Below are 21760 nucleotides of genomic sequence, written 5' to 3'. Positions count from 1 at the left end.
TAAACTTTACACTTATCTTAGAAACACACTTCCATCTTGTCGTATGCCAAATGTATATTTTCCGGCATTTCTTTTGTTACCTCTGCCGCCTTTCCCATCTGATGACCAATATGAGTGATCCAGGCTTCTTTAACCTGTAATTGTTGCAACACTTCAACGGCTTGCCTTAGAGTAAAATGAGACAAATGACTTTCCTTACGCAAAGCATTGAGCACCATATATTCTACTCCTTTTAGTTTTTGCATGGATTCTTCCGGAATGGCATTTGCATCCGTAATGTAGGCAAAATTCCCGATCCGGAATCCCGTTACAGGCAATTTATGATGCATAACCCTTATGGGACATACTTCAATTTCATCAATAAAAAAAGGAGTTTGATCGATAACCCGCACGCTCATTTCCGGTACTCCCGGATAACGGTATTCACTGAAAGCATAGGAATAGTCTTTAAAAACAATCTCTTTCGTACGAATATCCGCATAAATGTCGACAGCTCCATGCTTTACCCAGTTAAAAGCCCTTACATCATCTAATCCCCCTACATGATCTTTATGTCCATGGGTCAACAAAATCGCCCGGATATCCTTTACTCCCGCCCTCAACATTTGATACCGGAAATCGGGACCCGCGTCGATGATAATTTTTTTGCCGTTTATTTCCAGCATAGCCGAACACCGCAATCTTTTGTCTTTAGGATCCTCCGATTTGCAAACGTCACATTCACAAGCAATAACCGGAATTCCTTGTGATGTCCCACTCCCTAATATCGTTAATTTCATAAAATTTTCTGAGTCACAATTCCTTCCACAAAGATAAAAATAATGTGGAAATCTCCCACTTTAAAGTCCTGTAAATTTCGATAAAAGAGATTTTTTAGAGCACTTTGCCCGCTATCGCCCTCACTAGAATATTCCTGAAATTATTGGTTATTTCTGAAATATAAAATATCTTTGTCCTGAGTTGTTTGATAAAGCACAAATAGCTGAATTTCAGCATGATTACGTTTGAATTCCGACAGCTTTTCGTTTCTTCACATATTTCGTTATTCAGTTAGATAGATAAAATATCCGGAAAAAAGTCTATGGGAAAGCTTTATTTATTGCCCAATGTCTTAGGTGAAACCGAGTTTGCTGCTGTTTTGCCGCTTAAAGTAACAGATACGTTAAAAAAGCTTCGGGTTTTTGCAACGGAAAATCCTAAAAATACCCGTCGGCTGTTGAAAAAAATAGACAAGGGTATTGATGTAGATCAGCTGGTTTTTCTGGATCTGAACGAACATTCCACCTCCCGGGAGATCGAATCTTGTTTGGCCTGGCTGGAAAAAGAAGATGTCGGAATTATATCAGAAGCCGGTTGTCCGGGCATTGCAGATCCGGGAGCAGAATTGGTCGCTCTGGCCCATGCTCATTCTTATACCGTTATCCCTTTAGTAGGTCCCTCCTCCATCTTGCTCGCTCTTATGGCATCCGGTTGCAGCGGACAACATTTTTCTTTTAACGGTTATTTACCCGTAAAAACTCCCGAACGGGTTAAAGCCCTGAAAGCTTATGAAAGACAATCTGCTCAGGAAAAACGAACCCAGGTGTTTATTGAAACCCCCTACCGGAATCTGAAGCTTTTTCAAGAAATGTTAGCTGTTTTGTCTCCCTCCACTATGTTGTGTATTGCTTGCGACCTGACGACGGAAAAAGAATATATAAAAACTCTTTCAGTCCAAGCCTGGCAGGGAAAATTACCGGATATCAATAAGCGTCCGGCTATTTTTATCTTATATGCTGCCCATCGTCCATGAGAAAAAGAAGAAAAGGAAAAAAGCAAAAATAGCTTCGTCAGCAAAAGAAATAAATTTTCGCCTGAGCCATTGGGATAAACGAGTCGCGGTTTCCGTTCCGGAATAAGGAATGAATTCGTCGTACATCTCTCCCTGGTCAAAATTGTCAATTCCCAAGGAGAGTACTTCAATATGCCGTCTTTTAGCTTCGTCCACCACTTCTCGGACATGTTGTTTCGCGTCTTCTCCCTCATATCCGATAACAGAAGGAGTACCATCTGAAACCATCAAAAACAGCCTGTGAGGAGCATCTGTCTGAAATTTTTGCAAACAATAGGCTAATGCATAACCGTCTGCATTGGCATGGTTTGCTTTCTGTGAAAACAATTTATGCATTCTAAAAGGAGTTCCTCTTTTATGAAAACAAGTGATTTCAATGCCTTCATCGTCGCAACGATGCCCGTATATAGAATAGGAAATACTATTCGCATACTTTTCAAAAGCCAGCGCTAAAGCAAGTGATAGGGTTATCTGCATGGGAATTTTGTCCCCCGTGACCATCGAACCGGAAAGGTCGAGCAGAACGACAATTTCCAAAGATATAGCAGGTAAAAGTATCTCTTCCCAGAACACATTTTTATTAAAACGGGACTGATATAATTCTTCTTCATCCAATTCTCCGGAATCCTGTTCGTACAATATCCGGCATTTATCCGTTTTAGCTGAAAACATAGATAACTGAAGCTGTATACCCATGGCTAATTCCCGGGCTTTATTTAAAATATTTTCAGAAATCTCTCCGGATTCCGCCTCTACTTCCCGGATCTGGTGTATAAATGTTTTCTCGACGGTTTGTGTATGATGGTCTTCTGAACGCCCGGCAGGCAAATAAGTATATTGTTTTGCCGGGTTAAAAGTCTTCTGCAGACTCCGGATTACGGATTCTGCCAGACGAACTTCCTGATCCGACTTATAGTTTTCAATTCCCCTCAGTGTATTTTTCATCTCTTTCAAATAGAAATTCTCGTAACAAATCTCCTGGACTCCTACGACGTGGGCCAACTCTTCTGCCAGAGCTTCTACTTCCCGAAAAGAGAGTTTTGCATAGTTCCGTATATTTTTCAATAGGCGGTTTATTTCCTGTATTTTCCGTTCATTTCCCGGAAAAGAACGGACATCTTTGATATAAAAGGGATCTTCCAGAAAATGGGGAAATAAAATAAAAGTAGCAATGTAATCGCACAATGCCTCTGTCCCGTCCTTCCCTATAGCATCGGAGTCCGGGGATATCCCCCCGTAAAAACCGATTCGTTTTTCGATAGCCCCCCAACCAACAGAAGCATAGAGCCGACGAGCCGTATACAAAAAATGATGATAAGCCGGGAAATCCAACACCAATTTCGATTCAACTCTCCTGTCTTCAATAAGATGTATAAAACTATTTAAGGTTTTAGTGTAAGTTTTATTACCGGCTGCCGCTGCCTCTTTACGGGTGTAGAGTATATGAGCTACTTCGTGAATAAAACATCCGAATAGAGCTTCCATCTGTATCTCTTCTGCTAAATTCAAACGTAACAATTTGATATTAAGCGTAATCTGAGAAGGATTGACGGACAAATGCGGAGCTTTGTTGGATAATACAAGGGAAGGGATTTCTCCTAATAAATGCAGAGCAATTTTTCCGCTTACCGCAACTAAATCCGAAAGAGATTTAAAATGAATATTTTTACCGACCCATGCTACCGGGGTAGGAAAATCTCCCCACCATTCCCGATCGATATACTGATCTTCAAATATCCGTTCCAGCCATCCGGAAGTTGAATCTTTCATAATGTTTGTAATAAAGAACGGGCAATGGTTTCTTCTCCTGAAATCAGATAATTTGTAAGAATAATTTCTTCCAGGATTTCCTGCAAACTATACCCCAGAGGGAGATAGGCCGCTGCATCCAATACCTGACGTGTGGATAAGGAAACACTCAGAACTTCTTTTTCTTCCCCCAGCCTCAAAAGGCGGGCAGCTTCGGCTAAACGGGACGCATCCGCAGGGGATACTTCTTTTACGGTATATAAAATTAAGGCTGTTTCTTCGGCAGGAGAAAGATAGTCCAGTCTTGTCTTGACAAACCGGTCTTCAAAAGCGGTATCCAATCGCTGGGCTGATACATAAGCGAAACCTGTATTGCCCGCGGCCGCAAACATTACCTCTTCCCCTTTATTATATCGTTCCCCCGAATCTTCATCGTATAAATAAGATTGTTGGCGGTCCAATACTGTCATCAAAAAATTAGCAGCTACAGCCGGCGTACGCGTAAGTTCATCCAAAAAAATTAATGTGGGACGGGAAGAAATGAATGCCTGAAAAAATTCAGAACGAACCGCTTCTGTTTTTCCATTTTCACCGATAATCAGTCCGCCGATAAACATTTTTTTCGGTTTAAAAGCTTGTCCCATATTGAATGCATAATAATCCATCCCCATAGCCTTTGCTAATTCCCGGACAATAGAAGATTTACCGCAGCCTTTCGGACCTAATAAAAATGGATATTTCTTTAAGTATAACGTATGACACAAAAATTCCCATTTTTTCAAAGGAATATAAAGTTGCTCTGAATGTTTAGGTAAACTGAAAGAAGGCGGCGTTACAAAAGAAAATAAATCGTTATTTTTGACAGCCATCATTATTCTATTTTTTCAGCAAAGATAATATTCCCCCGCATATTATGGCTGACGACTAAAAAGAGAAACAAAGAAAATAATAAAAAATCCCCCTTTCCGGGGGATTAAAATTTTGCTATTAAACAGCTTCTTCTTTTATTTTTTAAAATAACGGTTGTACAAACCTTCAAATCCTTTTCCATGACGGGCTTCATCTTTACACATTTCATGTACGGTGTCATGAATAGCATCTAAATTCAATTTTTTAGCTAAAGTAGCAATCCGTTTTTTATCTTCACAAGCTCCGGCTTCTGCTTCCATCCGTTTTTTCAAATTGGTTTTGGTATCCCATACCATTTCTCCCAGCAATTCGCAGAATTTAGCAGCATGTTCTGCTTCTTCCCAGGCATAACGCTTAAAAGCTTCAGCTACTTCAGGATAACCTTCCCGATCAGCCTGACGGCTCATAGCCAAATACATCCCCACTTCTGTACATTCTCCGTTAAAATGTGCTTTCAATCCTTCCAAAACTTCCGGATCTACTCCCTGTGCTACCCCAATTACATGTTCATCTACAAAAGTAAGAGCGCCTTCTGTTTCTTCCAATTCCTTGAACTTACTTCTCGGAGCTTTACATTGAGGACAAAATTCCGGAGCTTCTTCTCCTTCATACACGTAACCACATACAGTACAAATAAATTTTTTCATGACAATTTGATTTTAATAATTAGCTTAATTTGTTTCTCTATTTTCAGTTTTTTGATTTTCTTTGGACTGACAACATTTACAATATCCCTTGTAATACAAATGCATTTCCGTCATAAAGAATTCTTCCTTTAAAATCAATCTATCCAAGCCTTCAACGGCAAGATCGTATACTTTTCCACACCCGAGACAAATAAAATGAGCATGTCTGGAAGTATCTATATCGTAACGTATATTCCGCTCATCAATTCCCAATACTTGCAAAGCCCCTTGTTCCGCAAATAATTTCAAGGTATTGTATACGGTCGTCTTGGATAAAGTCGGAATACATTCCAGGAGAATCTCATATATTTCATCTGCAGCAGGATGTGTCCGATGCTTCATTAAGTATTCCATAATAGCAATGCGCTGTACCGAAGGCTTGATCCCGTACTTCACTAAATAATCCTGGGCGGTGAATGTTGTATCCATACTTTATTTGTAATCAATACAAATTTGTTTTCACTACAAAATTACATATTTTTTTTAATTTTACAAAAAAACGAAATTTCTTATCGGTTATCTTCTTACTTTTTACTCTTTCCAAATAAATTGATTTTCTTATACATCTCTATAATATTTTTATATCTTTGCCTTATGTTTTTCTTGAGCGCATCGACAAACATATTGATCTATTTCTTGATTCCGGCTTTTTTCGGGGTATTTTGGTATATTCAGGAACAAGTATCTCCGTCGGAAGGAATTGTTGCATACACCTATACAATTGACTCTGTTAGAGAAACTGAGTATACCCATATACAGGACGTTGCTTGGGAGAAAAAAGAAGAAAAGAAAGTTTCTTTGCCGTTCGCTTTCAGTGTACCTAAAAAAGAAATAATTTATCTCTTTCCTTATTGCAGATCCTTCCCTGCGGATTTTTCCTTTTTGAGGGCTCCTCCCTTTTATCTTTCGTAAGTATTCCCGAATTTATATAAAAGTTTATCTCCGTATCGCAATGATTCGGGATAAGTAGTTTTTATACAGATTTCGGTGTTTTTTTCTAACGAAAATTTTTACTTTACTTTCTTTATGATCGTTCAATATGCGTTATATACTTATTATTCTATTGTTTTTCATTTGTTTTCCGGCATTTACACAACAATCGGCTATCGGAAGTCCGGATTCTGTATACAGTATTGTGCAACAATTGCAGGAAGTAACTGTTATAGCAGAAAAAAGGGAATTATCCCCATCGGATATCCCCGTTGCATTAACGGTAATCAACGAACGTTCCATACCGGGCGAAAATAATCCCGATTTACGGAATATTTCCGGTATAGTCCCCAATTTTTATATGCAGGAAGGAGGATTAAAGCTTTCCACTCCCATGTATATGCGCGGAATTGGAACGGTTTCCGGCACTCCTCCTGTAGGACTTTATGTAGATGGCGTTCCCGTCTTCGATAAAAATGCTTTTGTCTTCGACTTATACGACATCCAGCAAATAGAGGTGTTAAGGGGACCTCAAACCACTCTATACGGACGAAACAGTATCAATGGTTTGATCAATATAAACACCCGTCAGGCGGGAAATAAATTTGCTTTACGGGGGAAAATCGGAGTAGCCAGTTATGTTTCTCAAAATTATAATCTGGTAATCGACTTACCTCTAAAGAAGTTACGTAACAAATTTTCTTTTTCTTATAATAAGTCCAGAGGTTATTTTAAAAATAAATTTGAAAGCGAAAGGAGATCAAACCCGACAGAATCCTACAACGGCCAATATCAGGGAAATATTTATGCGGGGCGGAACTGGAAGATCGGCTTGGGAGCTAATTACGTACATTCTTTTGACGGAGGATACGCATATTATGCGGTAGATTCTTTAAAAAAGGAGCGGTATAAAGTGAATTATAATACCCCTTCTTCTTATAAGCGGGACTTGCTGAGGTCTTACCTCAGTGTGAAAAAGAGCGGGCAGCATGCGGCTTTTAACTGGATGAGTTCCTATTCCTGGTCAAAAGATAAACAAATTCTAGATGCCGATTTTACTTATCTGGACGTATTTGACAATTATAAGAAATCGAAACAACATCTGGTTACCCAGGAAATAAATCTGCAATCCGCTGCTACCCGTTATTGGGATTGGACCATCGGTACATTCGGATTTTATAAAGACTTGGAAAATAATTATCTGGCTACCTTCGGAAAGGACAAACATTTTCTTTTACCTATGCCGCTGGATGAAGCGACGTATTATAATTCCACAACGACGAAGGGAATAGCCGGATACGGCCAAATAGGCGTAAAGGAATTGTGGCCGGGTATGGTTTTAACAGCCGGATTGCGTTACGATTACGAAAGTGTACATTTAAATTACCGGGATAGTCTTTTACTGACCGGATCTTCCCAATTCGAAGCCTATCATTCCTCTAAAAAAGACAAAAGTTTTGCAGCCTGGTTACCGAAATTCTCATTTTTACAAAAATGGGAGAAGGGAATTTCTCTTTATGCCAATGTAGCGAAAGGCTATAAAGCCGGGGGATATAATATTATTGTAAACGAAATGAGTTCCCAATTTGTAGATCTGGGCTATGAGGAAGAAGAATTGTGGAATTATGAAATCGGATTAAAGTATTTCAGTCCCCGGAAAAAATTTAATCTTACGGCCGCTCTGTTTTATATCGACTGGAAAGATCAACAGATTTTCGTCATGGGAATGATGGGCCCCAGCATTAAGAATGCCGGAGATGCCCGGAGTTTCGGTGGAGAACTGGATTTGCAATGGGAAATTGTCCCCCGCCTGACTTATACCTTTTCGGCAGGTTATAATCATGCTGAATATTACCATCATCTGATCCAAGCCTATGAAGGACACCGCATTGTCATGTCCCCGGAATTTACGGGACATGCGGGGCTCTCCTATCAAATGCCTCTGCGAAGCCTGGGCTTTGAAAATTTTGTCGCTTCGACTACGGTCTCCGGTTTCGGAACCCAGTATTTTGACGAAGCCAATTTATTGAAACAGTCGCCTTATTTCCTTTGGAATCTGGATCTATATTTTTCCGGTAAACATATCGATTTCCATATTTGGGGGAAGAATTTATTGGATAAAGCATTTTTTACTTATATGCTCAACAATCCCGTTGGAGAAAAATTACCCCAATATTACGATATGGGACAATCCGGTTCTCCGGCCCGTTTTGGAGCGTCTATTGCCTTTAAAATCTAATCCTTTTAAACAATTTGTATATGAAAAAATTTTTTCTTTTTTCTCTGCTCTCAATGCTGGCGGTAGCATTGTGTGCTTGTAGTGATAATGAAGACGAACCCAATTCCTTACTTGGGACCTGGCAGTATGAACAGCCTCATTTTGAATTTGAATACGCTCAGGATTCTATCGTTATTTCCATGGGACAGTATCGTAAAATGTCGATAGCTGCAAAAGACTTGAAAACGATGTTTTTAAGTATGGCAAAGGAAAAAATGGGAGATTATTTCAAAGGAGTCACTTTTTCGGACAATAATACCCTGAAAGTGAATATGAGTCTTCAAAACGGTACCCCAGCTACCCTTGGCGCGACGTATAAAGTAGATGAACGTTATATAGAAGTTGCTCTCAATTCAGCCGATTTAGCACAATTGACAGGAGGTATAGCTCCCGATATCCCTAAAATCAGTTTTATCTATCAACAAAAAGGCGATGAATTGCTGATGTATTTTGATAAAACGTATTTGAAGAATATGATAGCCATGATGCAGGATCAGCTATTGAGCATACTTTTACCCAGTATTATAGAAGGCTTCGATCAGTTTCCGGATACCATGAAACAAATTATTTCAGGAAGCGTTAAGGAACAAATTGCTACAATTTTCGATAATACTCTCAAACTGGAACTGGGTTTTACCTTGAGCAACCACAATTAGTCCCTTCGTCTAAAAGGCAAAAGGATTTCCGCAAATAACTTAATTTAACCGAATTAATTCACAATGAGTTAATTCGGTTTTGTAATATCCGGGAGAAGGTGTTATTCCCGGAGCAATAGTCTTCAAAGCTATTATTTTCTCAGCTTTTGGAACAGCTCGGAGGATCTGTTGAATATTTTTACCTTATAATTTATTTATTTTGACCCGTATAGCGGTTATATTCAACAGGGATACCAGAAGAAATAAAGCGACTCCCATTCCAAACAAAAAACCGGTACTGCCGGAAGTAAAATCCGGCCAGATTTCTTTTAGCCAATTTGTATAATAATGCCGCATAATAAACACAGCTATCATCGCTATACAAAAGACAATTCCATTGAGGACCAATGTGAGGTTTTGATACGGACGGGCAATCTGAGTCGTCCGATAGCCAATCAACAATAAATTTTGGAGTTTAACATTATTCTTTTGGAGCAGCAGATAAATGCTTAACATCAAGATATAAAGGGATAAGGCACATATAATCAATCCCACCGCAATCACCGAACTGGTTAACATATTCAGAAACCACATGGTCTTTCCCGCATCCAGTTTTCCGTCCTCTGTTTCGTAGTTCTTTCCTTTAAAATAGTGTACAATATGCGGATCAGCCGGATTTCCGGCTTCTACAATTAATCTGGAAAAACCGATAGTTTTTTCGGGAGCAAAAGTTTGATTGGCCCAGTCCATAAATTGTTGTGGAACCAGAATGGTATTCAGCCGATCGGAAAAGCCGACAATACGTCCTTCGAAATGCTGGCGTTTTCCCTCTCCTCTCAATTCTACTTCCAAAGGCATAGAACCGATTATTTTTTCCGAAAGTTTCGGTAAATTCCGGGCCTGAGCGAACCCGAAATTATAGAGATTCAAATAATTGCGAGGGATAATGATCGGGATAACTCTATCCGTTGCGTCAAATTTCCAGGAAGTTGTATTGACATCCACATATTCGTCCGGAACAGATTCGAAAAACATTTCGGTAGCAAATCCCCTGCCTCCCATACGGATTCCGGCAGTCACCCCAAAAGCCGAAGGCGTAAAACCGTTGGCCTTTCTGACAAAAGATTGCCGCCGGATTTCTTCTATTTCTTCCGGAGTGAAGATACTTCCGTTACCCGCCAGCGACGTAAATGCATTTATCTTCTTTGTCAGGATCAGATAATCCTTATTTAAAAAACTTTCTCCTCCACTAAATAAAGGTCGTAAATCCGAATATACCTGCACAGACAGCAGCACAATAAACATACCGGCCAGATTCGCAACAAAAAAACCGGTCAGCTGCGACTTACTAATGTGCTGCCGCAATAATTTCCACACTAAATTCATAGTTGCATTATTTTATCGTATTTTATATTCAGTGGATTTCCGATCGAAGTGACAATCACCCCGGCCCCCTGTTGTTTCACCTCTTCCGCAAGCAATTCTCCCAAAATACGATTGTTGTTTATATCCAAATGACTGACGGGTTCATCCAAAAAGACAAAATCGAACGGTTGGCATAAAGCCCGGACAAAAGCTATTCTTTGTTGTTGCCCAAAAGATAATTTGGCTACAGTAACATCTTTTTTGTCTTCTATTCCCAATAAATAGAAACAATTTTCAATCCATTGAAGCGTCTTATAACCCGTCAGATTATTTTTAATCAGGATGTTTTCCCAAGCTGTCAATTCTTGAAAAAGCCGTAATTCCTGAAAAAGAATACTCAAAGATACTCTTCGCAGTTCAGCCCACTGTGTTTTCGAAAAATTCCGTATATTCTCTCCATCGAAACAAATGGTTCCCTGATAATCAGAACGGTATCCATAAAGATAACTGCAAAGAGAAGATTTACCAGCTCCGGAAACAGCCTCTAGTAAACAGACTTCTCCTTTTGTGAAGGCAACCTCCCGATACCATATACCAGACTCCTTTTTCTCTCTTTGACTAAAAACCTCGGGGACAATCTGCGACAAACTGATCTCTTTCATTTTTATCCGGACTTTGATTATTTTCTGGCTGCTTCCAGCAGGGTTTTAAGACTGTTTTGTCCTTGGTTTTGCAAAGAAATATTCAAAACGGTTTTTTCCGGACTTTCCTGATATAGCTCCAAATAGGAACATTCTGACAGAAATTGGAGAATCAAAGCGCCTACTCCTTGCTTCCATTGGGAAAGCCCTAACTGTACAATAGGGGATTGTAAAAGAGCTGTCACATTCATAAAAGCTCCGATATAAGAATGGGTTAAATGAGTAAAAAACGGCGAACGATGCAAAGGATCGGCAACTTTTTTTCCAATATTTCTATACGCGGAATTATCGTTTGTGATATACAAAAGCCCGTCTTTTATTCCGGCATAAATATCCATATTCAACATAATGACTTTACATTCATAAGCAGAATTTCCTGTTTTTCTGACTTGTACCGTATTTCCGAATTCTTTCTGCACGAATTGAATCATATATTCCAACGGATAATCATTGTCGACTTCTGCATACAACAAGGAAGAAGGGATGCCCATGGGCGAAATGTTCAGATATCCCAGAGCACACTCTCCATTTAAAGCCGATAAAAACTGTTGTATGGCAATCTTATTCTGTCGTAACTCCGGAAAGTCCCGTTCTTCTATTTCTTTTGCAAGTTGCGGTCCATTCAGATTCGTAGCAAAATAAAATAAAGTAGAAGCAGGATAAAGATCCGATAAATTTTTTTTCTCTTTTCTTAAAAATGCATACCCTTTTGCTAACAAATCAGCTGTGGCCCGATCCGAAGAAAAATAAGAATAATAAGCTTTTACCAGACCGTTTTCAAAATTAATTCCTCCCAATAGGTCGACCTTAGCGACATCTATTTCCGAAAAACTCAGCATATAGTCCTCTCCGGGAAATTGATTTTTTTTCAGGAAACTGATATCATCTGCAGAAGAACGTAATTTTACAAAACCTTCTTTCTGACTCAAACTCTTTTCCGCAGGCAGATTCATTAAAGTCACCGCATAGTTTTCAATATCCGCAGTTCCTTTTAAAGTCGTTACACATACTAAAACAGATTCGTTAAAGTAACAAACCAACCTTTTGTCTAACACAGCATGACGGTATCCTTTTGCATCCGTCCCTATAGTCAAACCCAAATTCTTTAAAGCTTTTTCCGTCCGGGCAGCCTCTGAAACTTTTGCAACAATCCCAATCTGCCCTTCGGCAGCCTCTGAAAATACATATAAATTCTCACTCAAATTCAAACCGTATTCCGGACCATTCTTCAAAATTTCCTGCAGTTGTTGAAGAATCTTCTGATCCAATTGTTTTTGAAACAACGCTAAAAAAGAAATTATATTTTCATCTCCCCCTGCTTTTTCAAGGATCCGATTTACTTTTACTGCAACAACACCGTCTACTTCTTCCGGAATAACCTGATAATAAGGCGTGACAGACTCTTGTTGCTGACAAGCCGTCGTGAAAACGATCAAAAAAATTCCCAAGAATACTTTTAAACTTAAAAATATATTTTTCATAATGAACCTATTTTATACCTGATGGTAAAAGTACGCATAAAAAACTGAATTAAGAAATTTCATACAGGAGTATCCCCCCTTTCACAATACACTTTTTTATCACGAAATCACACCTTCTTCTTTATAAAAAAGGAAAAATAAAATTTAAGGAAGAATACTTGGTTTATAAAAAACAAGGAGTAACTTTCCATTTTAGATAACGTTAAAGGAAAAGAGGGTTTGCCTGAATATTAATTAAAATCAGATACATTCGGAAAATCAGAACAAAAAACTAAAAAATAGTCCTATGAAAACAGAAAAATCAATTTCAAGTTGTGTACTACTTTTATCGAAAGAAGTGAATAAGAAGGATCAGAATGGTCAATTTCAATTATTGCCTCCTCTTTATCCGGAAGACGCTTATGAACCTTATATGAGTAGAAAGACGGTTCAGTTCCATTATGGAAAACATTTACTCGGCTACATTGAAAACACCAATAAGCTCATTGCAGGCACGGAGTTTCAAGATATGACAATCGAAGAGATCATGCTGAATTCTTCCGATAAACTATTTAACAATTCGGCCCAGGTATTTAACCACTATTTTCAATTTGAGGCCCTTCGGCCTGCCAAGGATAAAAACGAAGAACTTCCGAAAAAGCTGAAAGAGAAAATAGAAGAAAGTTTTGGAAGCCTGGAAGATTTTAAAAAGAAATTTTCAGAAGCTGCCGTTTCTGTCTTTGGATCTGGTTATGCCTGGCTCCTTGCAGGAGAAGACGGCAAACTCGAAATTATGCAAACCAAAAACGCCGAAAATCCACTTACTCAAGGGAAAAAGCCGATTTTAAACTTGGATGTATGGGAACATGCCTATTATTTAGATGTACAGAATTTACGGGCAAAATATGTAGAAAATTTCTGGAATATTGTAGACTGGGAAAAGGTAGAAAAGAGAATGCTTTGTGAAAAATAAACGAATGAAAACCGGATTTACGATTTGGTTTTCAAAACCTTGTCGTAAATCCGGTTTCACTTACCATACAATTTCCATTTCTTCCATCAGGTGTTTCGCTCCGGCTAGCTTATCCATGATAAAGAGTACATAACGGATATCTACCGCAATATTCCTGCATATTTCCGGATCATACTGCATATCGGACATAACGCCATCCCAAGCCCTGTCAAAATTAAGGCCGATCAAATATCCTTCTGCGTTCAACACACAACTTCCGGAATTTCCGCCTGTAGTGTGATTGCTGGCAATAAAACAAACCGGCACTTTTCCATTTTGCGTATAGGGACCGAAGTCTTTCGCTGCGTAAAGATCTCTCAATTTCTGGGGAATATTATAATCATAAATACTCGGATCGTCTTTTTCTATAATCCCTTCCAAAGTAGTATAATACAGATATTCGACGGCGTCCCGGGGCGAATATCCTCCTATTGTTCCGTAAGCGACTCTCAGCGTAGAATTTGCGTCCGCATAAAAAGTTTTTTCCGGTTGCATTTCCATCAAACCGGCCAACCATAATCGGTCGAGACGGGTAAGTTCTCTTTCAATTTTGGAGAGTTCCGGGCGTATCCGGGTTTTATTGAACTCTGCTATAGAATTAGCTAACTGATAAGCTGGGTCTTTCTTTATTTTTTCGATCGACTTCTTATTCAATTTTTCAATAAAGTTGTAAACTTTAGCTGGATCCCCACACAGTGAGCGCTGGAATAATTTTTCCGCATACTCATGATAATCACTTGCTTTACTCGCTTCTGCCACCTTTGCCGGAATCCAATTTTCAGGTAAATTGGTATTGTATAAGCGGAGCATTTCTGCCAGTATTGCCCGGTCTACTCCAGCATCGTAATCTTTAAAGAAATCTTCCGCTTTCTTTCTCAAATAAGTCTTATAGGCAGCTTTGTCTTCCGCTTGTTCGTAACCGAGGATTTCTGTATAAAGAGATGGAGCAAAGGAGATAATCTCCGCTCCTTTTTTCCCGGCTTCAGTTTGATACACAGAAGCAAGTTTCAGCTCTTTTCGCTGTTGGTATAATTTCCGATATTCTTCCAACAATCCTGCGTATTTCTCTTTCCCTTGTGCCCAGTTTTCAAATTTTTTTTCTAACTCTTGCTTATTCTCCACTGTTTTGAAACGCTTCAGTCCTTTGGTTTCCCCTTGCCATTTCTTCCATGCATTTGCTACACCTGCTGCTTTTGCGGCATACTTGATCCGCAGGGCTTCATCAGCGTCCATCGCCGCGTTCATAATTCCCAGAATAGCCGTCCGGATTGCTATTTTGTGCGGATTTTCCACCTCAATCAACTGAGAGATAGCATCAGAAGGCAAATATTCTACCGTTGTTCCGGGGTAACCGAAAACCATAGTAAAATCCCCTTCTTCTATTCCCCGGGCAGAAACCTTAAAAAAAGCAGCAGGTCGGTACGGTTTATTTTGTACCGAATATTCAGCCGGTTCATTATTGGTACCAGCGTATATCCTCAACACCGAAAAGTCACCCGTATGCCGGGGCCACATCCAGTTATCCGTATCTCCGCCAAATTTTCCGATGGCAGAAGGCGGTGCCCCCACAAGGCGTACATCTTTGTATATACGATATACCGACATAAAAAACTGATTCCCGTTGAAGTAAGGTTTTACATCGGCAGATAAATCTGTACCAGCCACGGCTTTCTGCTCCAAACGCAAACAGACCTCTTCGAGAGCTTTTTTCCGTTCGGCTTCAGTCATCCCCTCTTTCAGGACAGCGTTTACCTGATCTGTCACATCCTCCATCCTCACCAAAATAGAAGCCGTAATTCCCGGATTAACCAATTCCTCGTTCTTATTCTGAGCCCAGAAACCATCTTTCAGATAATTGTGTTCCAAAGAAGAATGAGCTTGGATCATCCCAAAAGCGCAGTGGTGGTTTGTAATCAGCAAACCTTCTTCACTCACCAGATTCCCGGTGCAAAAATGATGGAAGGGCTGCCCTTCCCGTCCTAATCCGACTACAGCATCTTTCAAAGAAGCTTGATTGATATGATAAACATCTTCCGCTGTTAGCTTAAATCCTTTGGCCTGCATATCCTCTATGTTATATTTTTTCAACAACATGGGAATCCACATACCTTCATCGGCCCGGCAATAGGGTAACAGTAGCACCCCTGCCAAAAATATTAAAATTAGTTTTCGCATAAATTTATTTATTTTATAGATTCATTTATAATTAACTATGTATTCTAACGACTTCATGAGATGCAAACGATGGCTTATAAGAATCCACTAGAAAGTTATCCGATTCACTCCCCTTGTATTTTCTGAACGGAAGGATCTTCCGGTAAAAATGTTATTCCCAGTTTTTTCAATTCACTGTATAATGTCTGTACGGGCAATCCCATCACATTATAAAAGGAACCTTCGATCCGTTCAATCCCGATGTATCCGATCCATTCCTGTATACCATAAGCACCCGCTTTATCATAAGGCTGATAAACATCGACATAAGCCTCGATTTCTTCTCTGCTTAATGTTCTGAAATAGACATCGGTACTGACAGAAAAACACCTCTGTTCGCTTGAAGTTGTCAAACATAATCCGGTAATAACGGTATGCTTATTGCCTGATAATTCTTCCAATATACGGATGGCATCTACTCTGTCCCGGGGTTTTCCGACTTTTTTATCGTGGATACATACAATCGTATCTGCCGTTATCCACAGCTCATCTTCTGATTGTTCCTTTTTGAAAGCTTCCGCCTTTAGTTTTGCCAAATAAAGGGGAATATTTTTCACCTCCAAATCAGAAGGATAAATTTCTGCTACATCTTTGCACCGGACTTCAAACTGAATTCCTGCAGCCTGCATTAATTGCTGCCTTCTGGGGGAAGAAGATGCCAATATAATTTTATAATTCATAATTTGTAATTTAACCGTCCGACATTTTTATAATAAATGACCGATAAAAAAAGCGAAAGCAATACCTGCAACCATAATAAACCGAATGGTTCCCAGTTGTATACTGCGTTTTCCCCGGGGATTTAATATCGTATATAAATAAAACAAGTAAGGTAATTCTATCGCCAGAAAAATGTAAGTCCAGCTAAGGACAGAAAAAGGAAAAATTTTAAGACAGAGGAAAAAGACAGCAAGCATAATGATTACGACTACTGTTCCCATGATACAACGAGTCGTTCTTCTACCCCATTTCAAAGGAATAGTAACTATCCCTTTCTCTATATCCCCACTCATCGTATAATTATCTTTATTTACTTCGTAAACAAATGTGTTCCCTACTAGAAAAAAAGAAAAACCCAATACCCATTTATATAAATACATAAAATCCGGAAAAAATGCCGTTTGCCCGTATGCTTCCTGTAACAACGGAATTTCAAATACAAGTACGCTCAAAGGGATCAGACCAACCAAAAAAGCAACCATTAAATTTCCCAGCAAAAGATATCTTTTATAGCAGGAAGAATAAAACCATAATATACCCGAAATCAGAAAAAATAACAGGCTGATTTTCCATTTCCCAACCATCCAACTCACGTAAAAAGCCAAACCGACCGCTACAATATTCAATATAGTATGGAGAATGATAGCTGTCCTTCTCGTTATATGCCGACCGACAATTACCGCTTTCACTCCCGATATACGGTCGGTACGGGTATCAAAATAATCGTTGATAACGTAGGCTGCCGCAACCAAACAACAGACAGAAATAATCAACAGGACAAATACGACAACAGGCATCTGTAAAAAAAAACCATCTTTTAACAACAAAGGTTCCATTACAAAATACCTTACCATACACATCACAAATACAGTAAAAATAAGGGTACGAATCCGGATCAGTCTCAAAATTTTAAGCATAATTCGCTACACTATAGAATTAAATAATTATATATAAAAACCTATATCTAAGCACATTTAGTCAAAACACCACTTTTTTTCAAATTCCGGGATTTCTGTCCTCCTTACATACTCTTTACGTAACAACTTGTATCCATCCAATCTCCCCGGGCTTTTAAAACCTGAGCTATAACATCCCGCACACATCCCATTCCCCCGTTTAAATCGGATATATATTTTGAAATAGCTTTAATTTCTTCACAGGCATCTGCAGGACATACCGGAAGTCCTACACGCGTCATCACATTGTAGTCGGGTATATCGTCCCCCATATACATGATTTCTTCCGGCTTCAAACCGTATTTAGATATCAATTCTTCCAGTGCTTTTACCTTATTTTCAATTCTCAGGTAAATATCTTTTATGCCTAATTTTTTAAATCTCTCTTCCAGCCCTGGGGATCCTCCCCCGGAGATGATAGCTAAAATGTATCCCTTTTTACCACTATACATCAAAGCATAACCGTCTTTTGCACAGGATGTCCGAATGAGTTCTCCTTCCGGTGAAAGACTTACTTCCTGACGGGACAATACACCGTCTACATCAAATACAAAAGCTCGTATTTTCTTTAATTCTTCTTTAAAAAATGCCATTCTATCTCGTTTAATTATTTTCTTTTATTTACCACAATGTCCACTGGGGAGCATTATTTTCTGTTTCTTCTTTTTTCTCTTTTTTAGAATAGGTTTGCTGTATGGATTGGGATAATAAAACGTATAAGGTTTGAATATCCCGGTTATCTTTCAGCATACTTTTATGTAAATTCAGGATATTGGTGTCTCCCCGCCGGGCAGGTCCGGTCTGGGCATTTTCCGGAATCATCTGCATGACTTTATGAGCCGTTTCAAAAATTAAAGGCCTTAGTAAATTAAAATCCAAATCCTCTTTTTCCAATAGCTTACCCGCCATATGATATAAATGATTTGTGAAATTATTGGCCAAAACAGCCGCCAAATGAAGTTTCTTCCGTTTTTCCGAACTGATTTCATAAACTTTAGAGGAAAGTTTATCTGCGATCTGGCCTATTGTTTTTAAAACTTCTTTGTCCGGAGCTTCAATACAAAGAGGTATTTCCCCAAAATCCAAATTTCTCGTCTTTGAAAAAGTCTGCAAAGGATAAAGTACGCCATAGTTCTGACGATAAGGCTTAAAAATGTCGAGTGGCACACTTCCGGACGTATGTAAAATCAAAGCCTCCTCATTAATTCTTAAACTCTTAAATACAGATAATAAAGCATCATCACTTACACAAAATATATAAATATCTCCATCCGGGTATACGGCGAAAGTGTCTGAAGTATAAGTTATTCCTGTTTTCCTGCCCAACTCTCTGGCGGATTCAAGGGTACGACTATAAATTTGACACATATTCATCCCGGCTCGTAACAAAGCAGGTGCCAAATGGTGGGCAACATTTCCGGCTCCGATCAGTACTATTTTCTTATTCATCATCCCCGAATGCAATATTTTTAGGCTTTAATCGTCCTTCTTTTAACAATACAAGCAATCTTTCACAAGCTTGGCAAAGGTCTTCATAAAATACCCCGGAAATCATCACCAACTGATTTCCTTTCCTTTCCAGATGCTGATATCCGGCTGTATTTTCCTCTCCGTTCAATAAAAGAAGCTGATTTCCCGGAATAAAAGTATGTGTCATTTGATTGCGTAAGGTGTGATAGAGAAAATCATTTTCATTGAGTAAACGATAACGTCCTCCTAACAGATATTTTACACAGGCAGCAAAGCGTTTTGCCCCCTGTCCTTTCGCTTTCATCGGCTTCTGATCCAGAAATCCTCCCAAAACTTCAATGGCTTGCCCCATCAGCACAAATTGCATATAAGAAAGTCCGGCATGCTGCAACTTTCCCAATTCACCCATAACGACTTCTTTCAAAAAAGTCTCTGTTTTTTCGATCAGCCCTTTATTTTCCATAATTGAGCCAAATTTAGTTCAAATTATTGAAAAAGCTGATATAAGAAAAAGAAAAACTTTCAGGAGAAGAACAGCACACCGAAAGACACATTTTTGTAATTTTGTAAAAAATTGACAACATGATCTTATTGAACAATCAAATTGTGCAGCCGGCTGAATTTCCGGAATCTCAATTTAAAACGGGTCTTAGTATATATGAAGTGATACGCATTTTTAAAGGACATGCTATCTTCTTAAAAGATAATTTATTAAGATTACGTAATTCTATCAAAAAATCAAACATTGACATCGATATACACCAACTCCGGATAGAGGACAAACTCAACCGTCTGATCGCTTTGGAACATATCGAAGAAGGAAATATCAAATACGTACTTCACCTCACAAAGGATAAATGGGACGAATATATTTACCAAATACCCCACCACTATCCTACAGAAGAAAACTATAAAAACGGGATCGATACCATCACCTGTGAAGCAATCCGGCTCAATCCGGAGGTAAAATATATCAATAACGATTTACGGACCCTGACAGACAGACTCTTACAAGAGCATCGGGTATATGAGATTATTTTAAAAGATACGGAAGGATCTGTTACGGAAGGCTCCCGTTCCAATGTTTTTTTCATCAAAGCGGGTATCCTTTATACAGCCCCGACTTCCCAGGTACTTCCGGGCACTGCCCGGAAAAGGGTCCTTGACATTTGTAAGGCACATCAGATTCCGGTGATAGAAGAGAGAATCAAATACAGCGATTTGAAAGAATTTGAATCAGCTTTCATTACCGGTACCTCTCCGCTGGTATTGCCGATCCGGAAAATCGACGAATTTAGTTTTGATCCGCAGAACAACCGTTTAAGAGAAATTATGGAGTTTTACTTTTCATTGCTGGACAAGTTTTTTTAATTTTTTTGAGGATTAAAAGTTTTTTTTTAAATATCTTTTCTCTAATATTGCAAAACATATCTATGCAAATCTTATAATTCGCATTCGGAACGTGGTGGAGGTCATTATAAGAAATTTAGTTTTGTAATGAAGTATATTGTTTTAACGATAGTCATATTTATCATTTTGCTTGCTAAACCCTGGGAAATTAATTTTGCCGGGGGTACTCCGCTTCGGGACGACAGCACTTTACTCAAAGCCAATGCCGCCCGTTTCAGGATTCCGCTTACCCTTTACCCCATTGGAGACGTCATCTGTAACAAGGATTCTGATTTTCCTGAAAGCGATAAAATCGATCGTAGTATAGAACGTTTTATGCGTAGCTGGTCGATAAAAGGTGCTTCTTTCGCTTTGATGAAGAATGGAAAACTCATTTACAGTAAAGGCTATGGATATGCTGACGAAGAAGCAGATATCCAGACAGATGTGCAGCATGTTTTCCGGATTGCTTCTGTTTCTAAACTCATTACAGCAGTGGGTATTATGAAATTGCAGGAAGAGGGAAAATTACAGTTGAGCGATCGTGTTTTTGGACCGGAAGGTATTCTGAATGACAGTGTTTTTCTAAATATAAAAGACCGGAAAGTAAAGAAAGTTACTGTTGAAAATTTACTTCGTCATCAGGCCGGCTTTGCCGGAGCATTTGGAGATCCCATGTTTTCGCCCGTAGAAATCGCCCGTAAAATGCATGTTCCTGCTCCCGCCGATTTGACCACCCTCATCCAATATGTATTGAAAAAGCGCCTGCATTATTATCCAGGCACTTCCACCCTCTACTCGAATATCGGATACGGCATCTTGACAAAGGTCATAGAGAAAGTGAGCGGAATGGGATACGAAGATTACATCCGTACCCATGTGCTTCAACCAGCGGGATGTTATGATATGTATCTGGGGAATAATCTTTACGAAGACCGGCTTCCACACGAAGTCCGGTACTATGAATCTTCCACTCCGGAAATGATTCCGGCTTGTGATGGCAGTGGAGAACTCGTCCCTAAATATTACGGAGGAAATAATGTGGAAGGTCTATACGGAGCGGGAGGTTGGGTCGCTTCGGCCAGTGAATTATTGCGGTTCCTTTCTGCAATCGACGGAGATCCCGCTTTACCGGATATTCTGCAACCGGAAACAATAACCCAAATGACGGCTTATGCTGCAGATGCTCTTCCCATTGGCTGGATGCATGTCACCCCTAAAGGAGAATGGTGGAGAAGTGGAACCTTGTCGGGTACCAGTGTTTTATTAAAGAAACAAGCTGACGGATACGCCTGGGCATTTATTACCAATACCAGCAATTGGAAAGGCCCTCGTTTCCCTTCTTATATCAATCAGATGGTCACCACTGCTTTGAAAAAAGTATCCAATTGGCCGGAAAAGAATCTATTCGATTTACAGCATTACGAACCCCGTCGTTTTTTAGTATCTCAGTAA

The 21760-nt window shown here is 39.3% G+C and carries 20 protein-coding genes; 6 read left to right on the top strand and 14 right to left on the bottom strand.

The features are described 5' to 3' along the window. Positions 1-17: 17 nt before the first annotated feature. A complete protein-coding gene (locus HMPREF9449_RS04570) occupies positions 18-779 on the bottom strand; it encodes an MBL fold metallo-hydrolase (RefSeq protein WP_009136065.1) in 762 nt (253 codons plus the stop codon). 302 nt (positions 780-1081) lie between these two features. Here HMPREF9449_RS04570 and HMPREF9449_RS04565 point away from each other — a divergent pair, with 302 nt between their 5' ends. Next, complete coding sequence (locus HMPREF9449_RS04565; RefSeq protein WP_009136064.1) at positions 1082-1792, top strand: SAM-dependent methyltransferase; 711 nt, start codon at positions 1082-1084, stop codon at positions 1790-1792. On the opposite strand, the gene HMPREF9449_RS04560 is transcribed toward HMPREF9449_RS04565, so the two are convergent. The 4 genes from HMPREF9449_RS04560 to HMPREF9449_RS04545 form a co-directional block, all read right to left on the bottom strand. Then, positions 1769-3601 carry a vWA domain-containing protein gene (locus tag HMPREF9449_RS04560; protein WP_009136063.1) on the bottom strand — a complete coding sequence of 611 codons (1833 nt, stop codon included), beginning with the start codon at positions 3599-3601 and terminating at the stop codon, positions 1769-1771. The genes HMPREF9449_RS04565 and HMPREF9449_RS04560 overlap by 24 nt on opposite strands. Continuing rightward, positions 3598-4452, bottom strand: coding sequence for an AAA family ATPase (locus HMPREF9449_RS04555; protein ID WP_009136062.1), 855 nt, complete (start codon positions 4450-4452; stop codon positions 3598-3600). The genes HMPREF9449_RS04560 and HMPREF9449_RS04555 overlap by 4 nt, the downstream gene beginning before the upstream one ends. Positions 4453-4584: 132 nt before the next feature. Next, positions 4585-5136: an NADH peroxidase gene (locus tag HMPREF9449_RS04550; RefSeq protein WP_009136061.1), complete on the bottom strand. Its 552-nt coding sequence runs from the start codon at positions 5134-5136 to the stop codon at positions 4585-4587. A 24-nt stretch (positions 5137-5160) separates the two neighbouring features. Further along, a complete protein-coding gene (locus HMPREF9449_RS04545) occupies positions 5161-5604 on the bottom strand; it encodes a Fur family transcriptional regulator (RefSeq protein WP_009136060.1) in 444 nt (147 codons plus the stop codon). Between the two features lie 610 nt (positions 5605-6214). On the opposite strand from HMPREF9449_RS04545, the gene HMPREF9449_RS04535 reads away from it, so the two are divergent. Together HMPREF9449_RS04535 and HMPREF9449_RS04530 are read left to right on the top strand one after the other, a co-directional pair. Beyond that, positions 6215-8344: a TonB-dependent receptor gene (locus HMPREF9449_RS04535; protein ID WP_009136058.1), complete on the top strand. Its 2130-nt coding sequence runs from the start codon at positions 6215-6217 to the stop codon at positions 8342-8344. A gap of 20 nt (positions 8345-8364) precedes the next feature. After that, positions 8365-9039: a hypothetical protein gene (locus tag HMPREF9449_RS04530; protein ID WP_009136057.1), complete on the top strand. Its 675-nt coding sequence runs from the start codon at positions 8365-8367 to the stop codon at positions 9037-9039. A 183-nt stretch (positions 9040-9222) separates the two neighbouring features. On the opposite strand, the gene HMPREF9449_RS04525 is transcribed toward HMPREF9449_RS04530, so the two are convergent. The 3 genes from HMPREF9449_RS04525 to HMPREF9449_RS04515 are packed head-to-tail and all read right to left on the bottom strand — an operon-like array spanning position 9223 to position 12565. Next, positions 9223-10404, bottom strand: a complete 1182-nt coding sequence (locus HMPREF9449_RS04525) for a hypothetical protein (RefSeq protein WP_009136056.1) — start codon at positions 10402-10404, stop codon at positions 9223-9225. Beyond that, a complete protein-coding gene (locus HMPREF9449_RS04520; protein ID WP_009136055.1) occupies positions 10401-11045 on the bottom strand; it encodes an ATP-binding cassette domain-containing protein in 645 nt (214 codons plus the stop codon). Before HMPREF9449_RS04520 ends, HMPREF9449_RS04525 begins: the two co-directional genes overlap by 4 nt. 17 nt (positions 11046-11062) lie before the next feature. After that, positions 11063-12565 carry a DUF4836 family protein gene (locus HMPREF9449_RS04515; protein ID WP_009136054.1) on the bottom strand — a complete coding sequence of 501 codons (1503 nt, stop codon included), beginning with the start codon at positions 12563-12565 and terminating at the stop codon, positions 11063-11065. A 286-nt stretch (positions 12566-12851) separates the two neighbouring features. Between HMPREF9449_RS04515 and HMPREF9449_RS04510 the strand changes: the two genes are divergently transcribed. Then, positions 12852-13517, top strand: a complete 666-nt coding sequence (locus tag HMPREF9449_RS04510) for a superoxide dismutase (RefSeq protein ID WP_009136053.1) — start codon at positions 12852-12854, stop codon at positions 13515-13517. Between the two features lie 60 nt (positions 13518-13577). Here the strand turns inward: HMPREF9449_RS04510 and HMPREF9449_RS04505 are convergent, their stop codons facing one another. From HMPREF9449_RS04505 to HMPREF9449_RS04480, 6 genes are all read right to left on the bottom strand, one after another. Next, positions 13578-15731 carry a S46 family peptidase gene (locus HMPREF9449_RS04505; protein ID WP_009136052.1) on the bottom strand — a complete coding sequence of 718 codons (2154 nt, stop codon included), beginning with the start codon at positions 15729-15731 and terminating at the stop codon, positions 13578-13580. A gap of 104 nt (positions 15732-15835) precedes the next feature. Continuing rightward, the gene (locus HMPREF9449_RS04500) at positions 15836-16450 is read right to left on the bottom strand and encodes a Maf family nucleotide pyrophosphatase (RefSeq protein WP_009136051.1); all 615 of its coding nucleotides are present in this window, start codon (positions 16448-16450) and stop codon (positions 15836-15838) included. Positions 16451-16477: 27 nt separating this feature from the next. Then, positions 16478-17407 (bottom strand): geranylgeranylglycerol-phosphate geranylgeranyltransferase, encoded by a 930-nt coding sequence (locus tag HMPREF9449_RS04495; RefSeq protein ID WP_009136050.1) that lies wholly within the window; start codon positions 17405-17407, stop codon positions 16478-16480. Positions 17408-17511: 104 nt separating this feature from the next. Continuing rightward, entirely contained in the window at positions 17512-18039 is a 528-nt protein-coding gene (locus HMPREF9449_RS04490; RefSeq protein ID WP_009136049.1) for a KdsC family phosphatase, read from the bottom strand. Positions 18040-18067: 28 nt separating this feature from the next. Further along, positions 18068-18898, bottom strand: coding sequence for a Rossmann-like and DUF2520 domain-containing protein (locus HMPREF9449_RS04485; protein ID WP_009136048.1), 831 nt, complete (start codon positions 18896-18898; stop codon positions 18068-18070). Next, complete coding sequence (locus tag HMPREF9449_RS04480; RefSeq protein WP_009136047.1) at positions 18888-19379, bottom strand: hypothetical protein; 492 nt, start codon at positions 19377-19379, stop codon at positions 18888-18890. The genes HMPREF9449_RS04485 and HMPREF9449_RS04480 overlap by 11 nt, the downstream gene beginning before the upstream one ends. A gap of 119 nt (positions 19380-19498) precedes the next feature. On the opposite strand from HMPREF9449_RS04480, the gene HMPREF9449_RS04475 reads away from it, so the two are divergent. Continuing rightward, positions 19499-20287 (top strand): aminotransferase class IV, encoded by a 789-nt coding sequence (locus HMPREF9449_RS04475; RefSeq protein ID WP_009136046.1) that lies wholly within the window; start codon positions 19499-19501, stop codon positions 20285-20287. Positions 20288-20413: 126 nt separating this feature from the next. Continuing rightward, positions 20414-21760 carry a serine hydrolase domain-containing protein gene (locus HMPREF9449_RS04470; RefSeq protein ID WP_009136045.1) on the top strand — a complete coding sequence of 449 codons (1347 nt, stop codon included), beginning with the start codon at positions 20414-20416 and terminating at the stop codon, positions 21758-21760.

Origin of the sequence: Odoribacter laneus YIT 12061 (assembly GCF_000243215.1) — a bacterium.
Classification (GTDB): domain Bacteria; phylum Bacteroidota; class Bacteroidia; order Bacteroidales; family Marinifilaceae; genus Culturomica; species Culturomica lanea.
The sequence above is the reverse complement of the archived record's forward strand: the minus strand, read 5'-3'. Positions and strand labels throughout refer to the sequence as shown.

What these genes read in the sequence shown, in the direction of transcription:
- HMPREF9449_RS04500 (WP_009136051.1), bottom strand. Translation starts at nt 16,450, where the DNA reads ATGAATTATAAAATTATATTGGCATCTTCTTCCCCCAGAAGGCAGCAA.
- HMPREF9449_RS04505 (WP_009136052.1), bottom strand. Translation starts at nt 15,731, where the DNA reads ATGCGAAAACTAATTTTAATATTTTTGGCAGGGGTGCTACTGTTACCC.
- HMPREF9449_RS04545 (WP_009136060.1), bottom strand. Translation starts at nt 5,604, where the DNA reads ATGGATACAACATTCACCGCCCAGGATTATTTAGTGAAGTACGGGATC.
- HMPREF9449_RS04535 (WP_009136058.1), top strand. Translation starts at nt 6,215, where the DNA reads ATGCGTTATATACTTATTATTCTATTGTTTTTCATTTGTTTTCCGGCA.
- HMPREF9449_RS04530 (WP_009136057.1), top strand. Translation starts at nt 8,365, where the DNA reads ATGAAAAAATTTTTTCTTTTTTCTCTGCTCTCAATGCTGGCGGTAGCA.
- HMPREF9449_RS04485 (WP_009136048.1), bottom strand. Translation starts at nt 18,898, where the DNA reads ATGATGAATAAGAAAATAGTACTGATCGGAGCCGGAAATGTTGCCCAC.
- HMPREF9449_RS04480 (WP_009136047.1), bottom strand. Translation starts at nt 19,379, where the DNA reads ATGGAAAATAAAGGGCTGATCGAAAAAACAGAGACTTTTTTGAAAGAA.
- HMPREF9449_RS04555 (WP_009136062.1), bottom strand. Translation starts at nt 4,452, where the DNA reads ATGATGGCTGTCAAAAATAACGATTTATTTTCTTTTGTAACGCCGCCT.
- HMPREF9449_RS04570 (WP_009136065.1), bottom strand. Translation starts at nt 779, where the DNA reads ATGAAATTAACGATATTAGGGAGTGGGACATCACAAGGAATTCCGGTT.
- HMPREF9449_RS04550 (WP_009136061.1), bottom strand. Translation starts at nt 5,136, where the DNA reads ATGAAAAAATTTATTTGTACTGTATGTGGTTACGTGTATGAAGGAGAA.
- HMPREF9449_RS04495 (WP_009136050.1), bottom strand. Translation starts at nt 17,407, where the DNA reads ATGCTTAAAATTTTGAGACTGATCCGGATTCGTACCCTTATTTTTACT.
- HMPREF9449_RS04565 (WP_009136064.1), top strand. Translation starts at nt 1,082, where the DNA reads ATGGGAAAGCTTTATTTATTGCCCAATGTCTTAGGTGAAACCGAGTTT.
- HMPREF9449_RS04560 (WP_009136063.1), bottom strand. Translation starts at nt 3,601, where the DNA reads ATGAAAGATTCAACTTCCGGATGGCTGGAACGGATATTTGAAGATCAG.
- HMPREF9449_RS04515 (WP_009136054.1), bottom strand. Translation starts at nt 12,565, where the DNA reads ATGAAAAATATATTTTTAAGTTTAAAAGTATTCTTGGGAATTTTTTTG.
- HMPREF9449_RS04470 (WP_009136045.1), top strand. Translation starts at nt 20,414, where the DNA reads ATGAAGTATATTGTTTTAACGATAGTCATATTTATCATTTTGCTTGCT.
- HMPREF9449_RS04525 (WP_009136056.1), bottom strand. Translation starts at nt 10,404, where the DNA reads ATGAATTTAGTGTGGAAATTATTGCGGCAGCACATTAGTAAGTCGCAG.
- HMPREF9449_RS04490 (WP_009136049.1), bottom strand. Translation starts at nt 18,039, where the DNA reads ATGGCATTTTTTAAAGAAGAATTAAAGAAAATACGAGCTTTTGTATTT.
- HMPREF9449_RS04475 (WP_009136046.1), top strand. Translation starts at nt 19,499, where the DNA reads ATGATCTTATTGAACAATCAAATTGTGCAGCCGGCTGAATTTCCGGAA.
- HMPREF9449_RS04520 (WP_009136055.1), bottom strand. Translation starts at nt 11,045, where the DNA reads ATGAAAGAGATCAGTTTGTCGCAGATTGTCCCCGAGGTTTTTAGTCAA.
- HMPREF9449_RS04510 (WP_009136053.1), top strand. Translation starts at nt 12,852, where the DNA reads ATGAAAACAGAAAAATCAATTTCAAGTTGTGTACTACTTTTATCGAAA.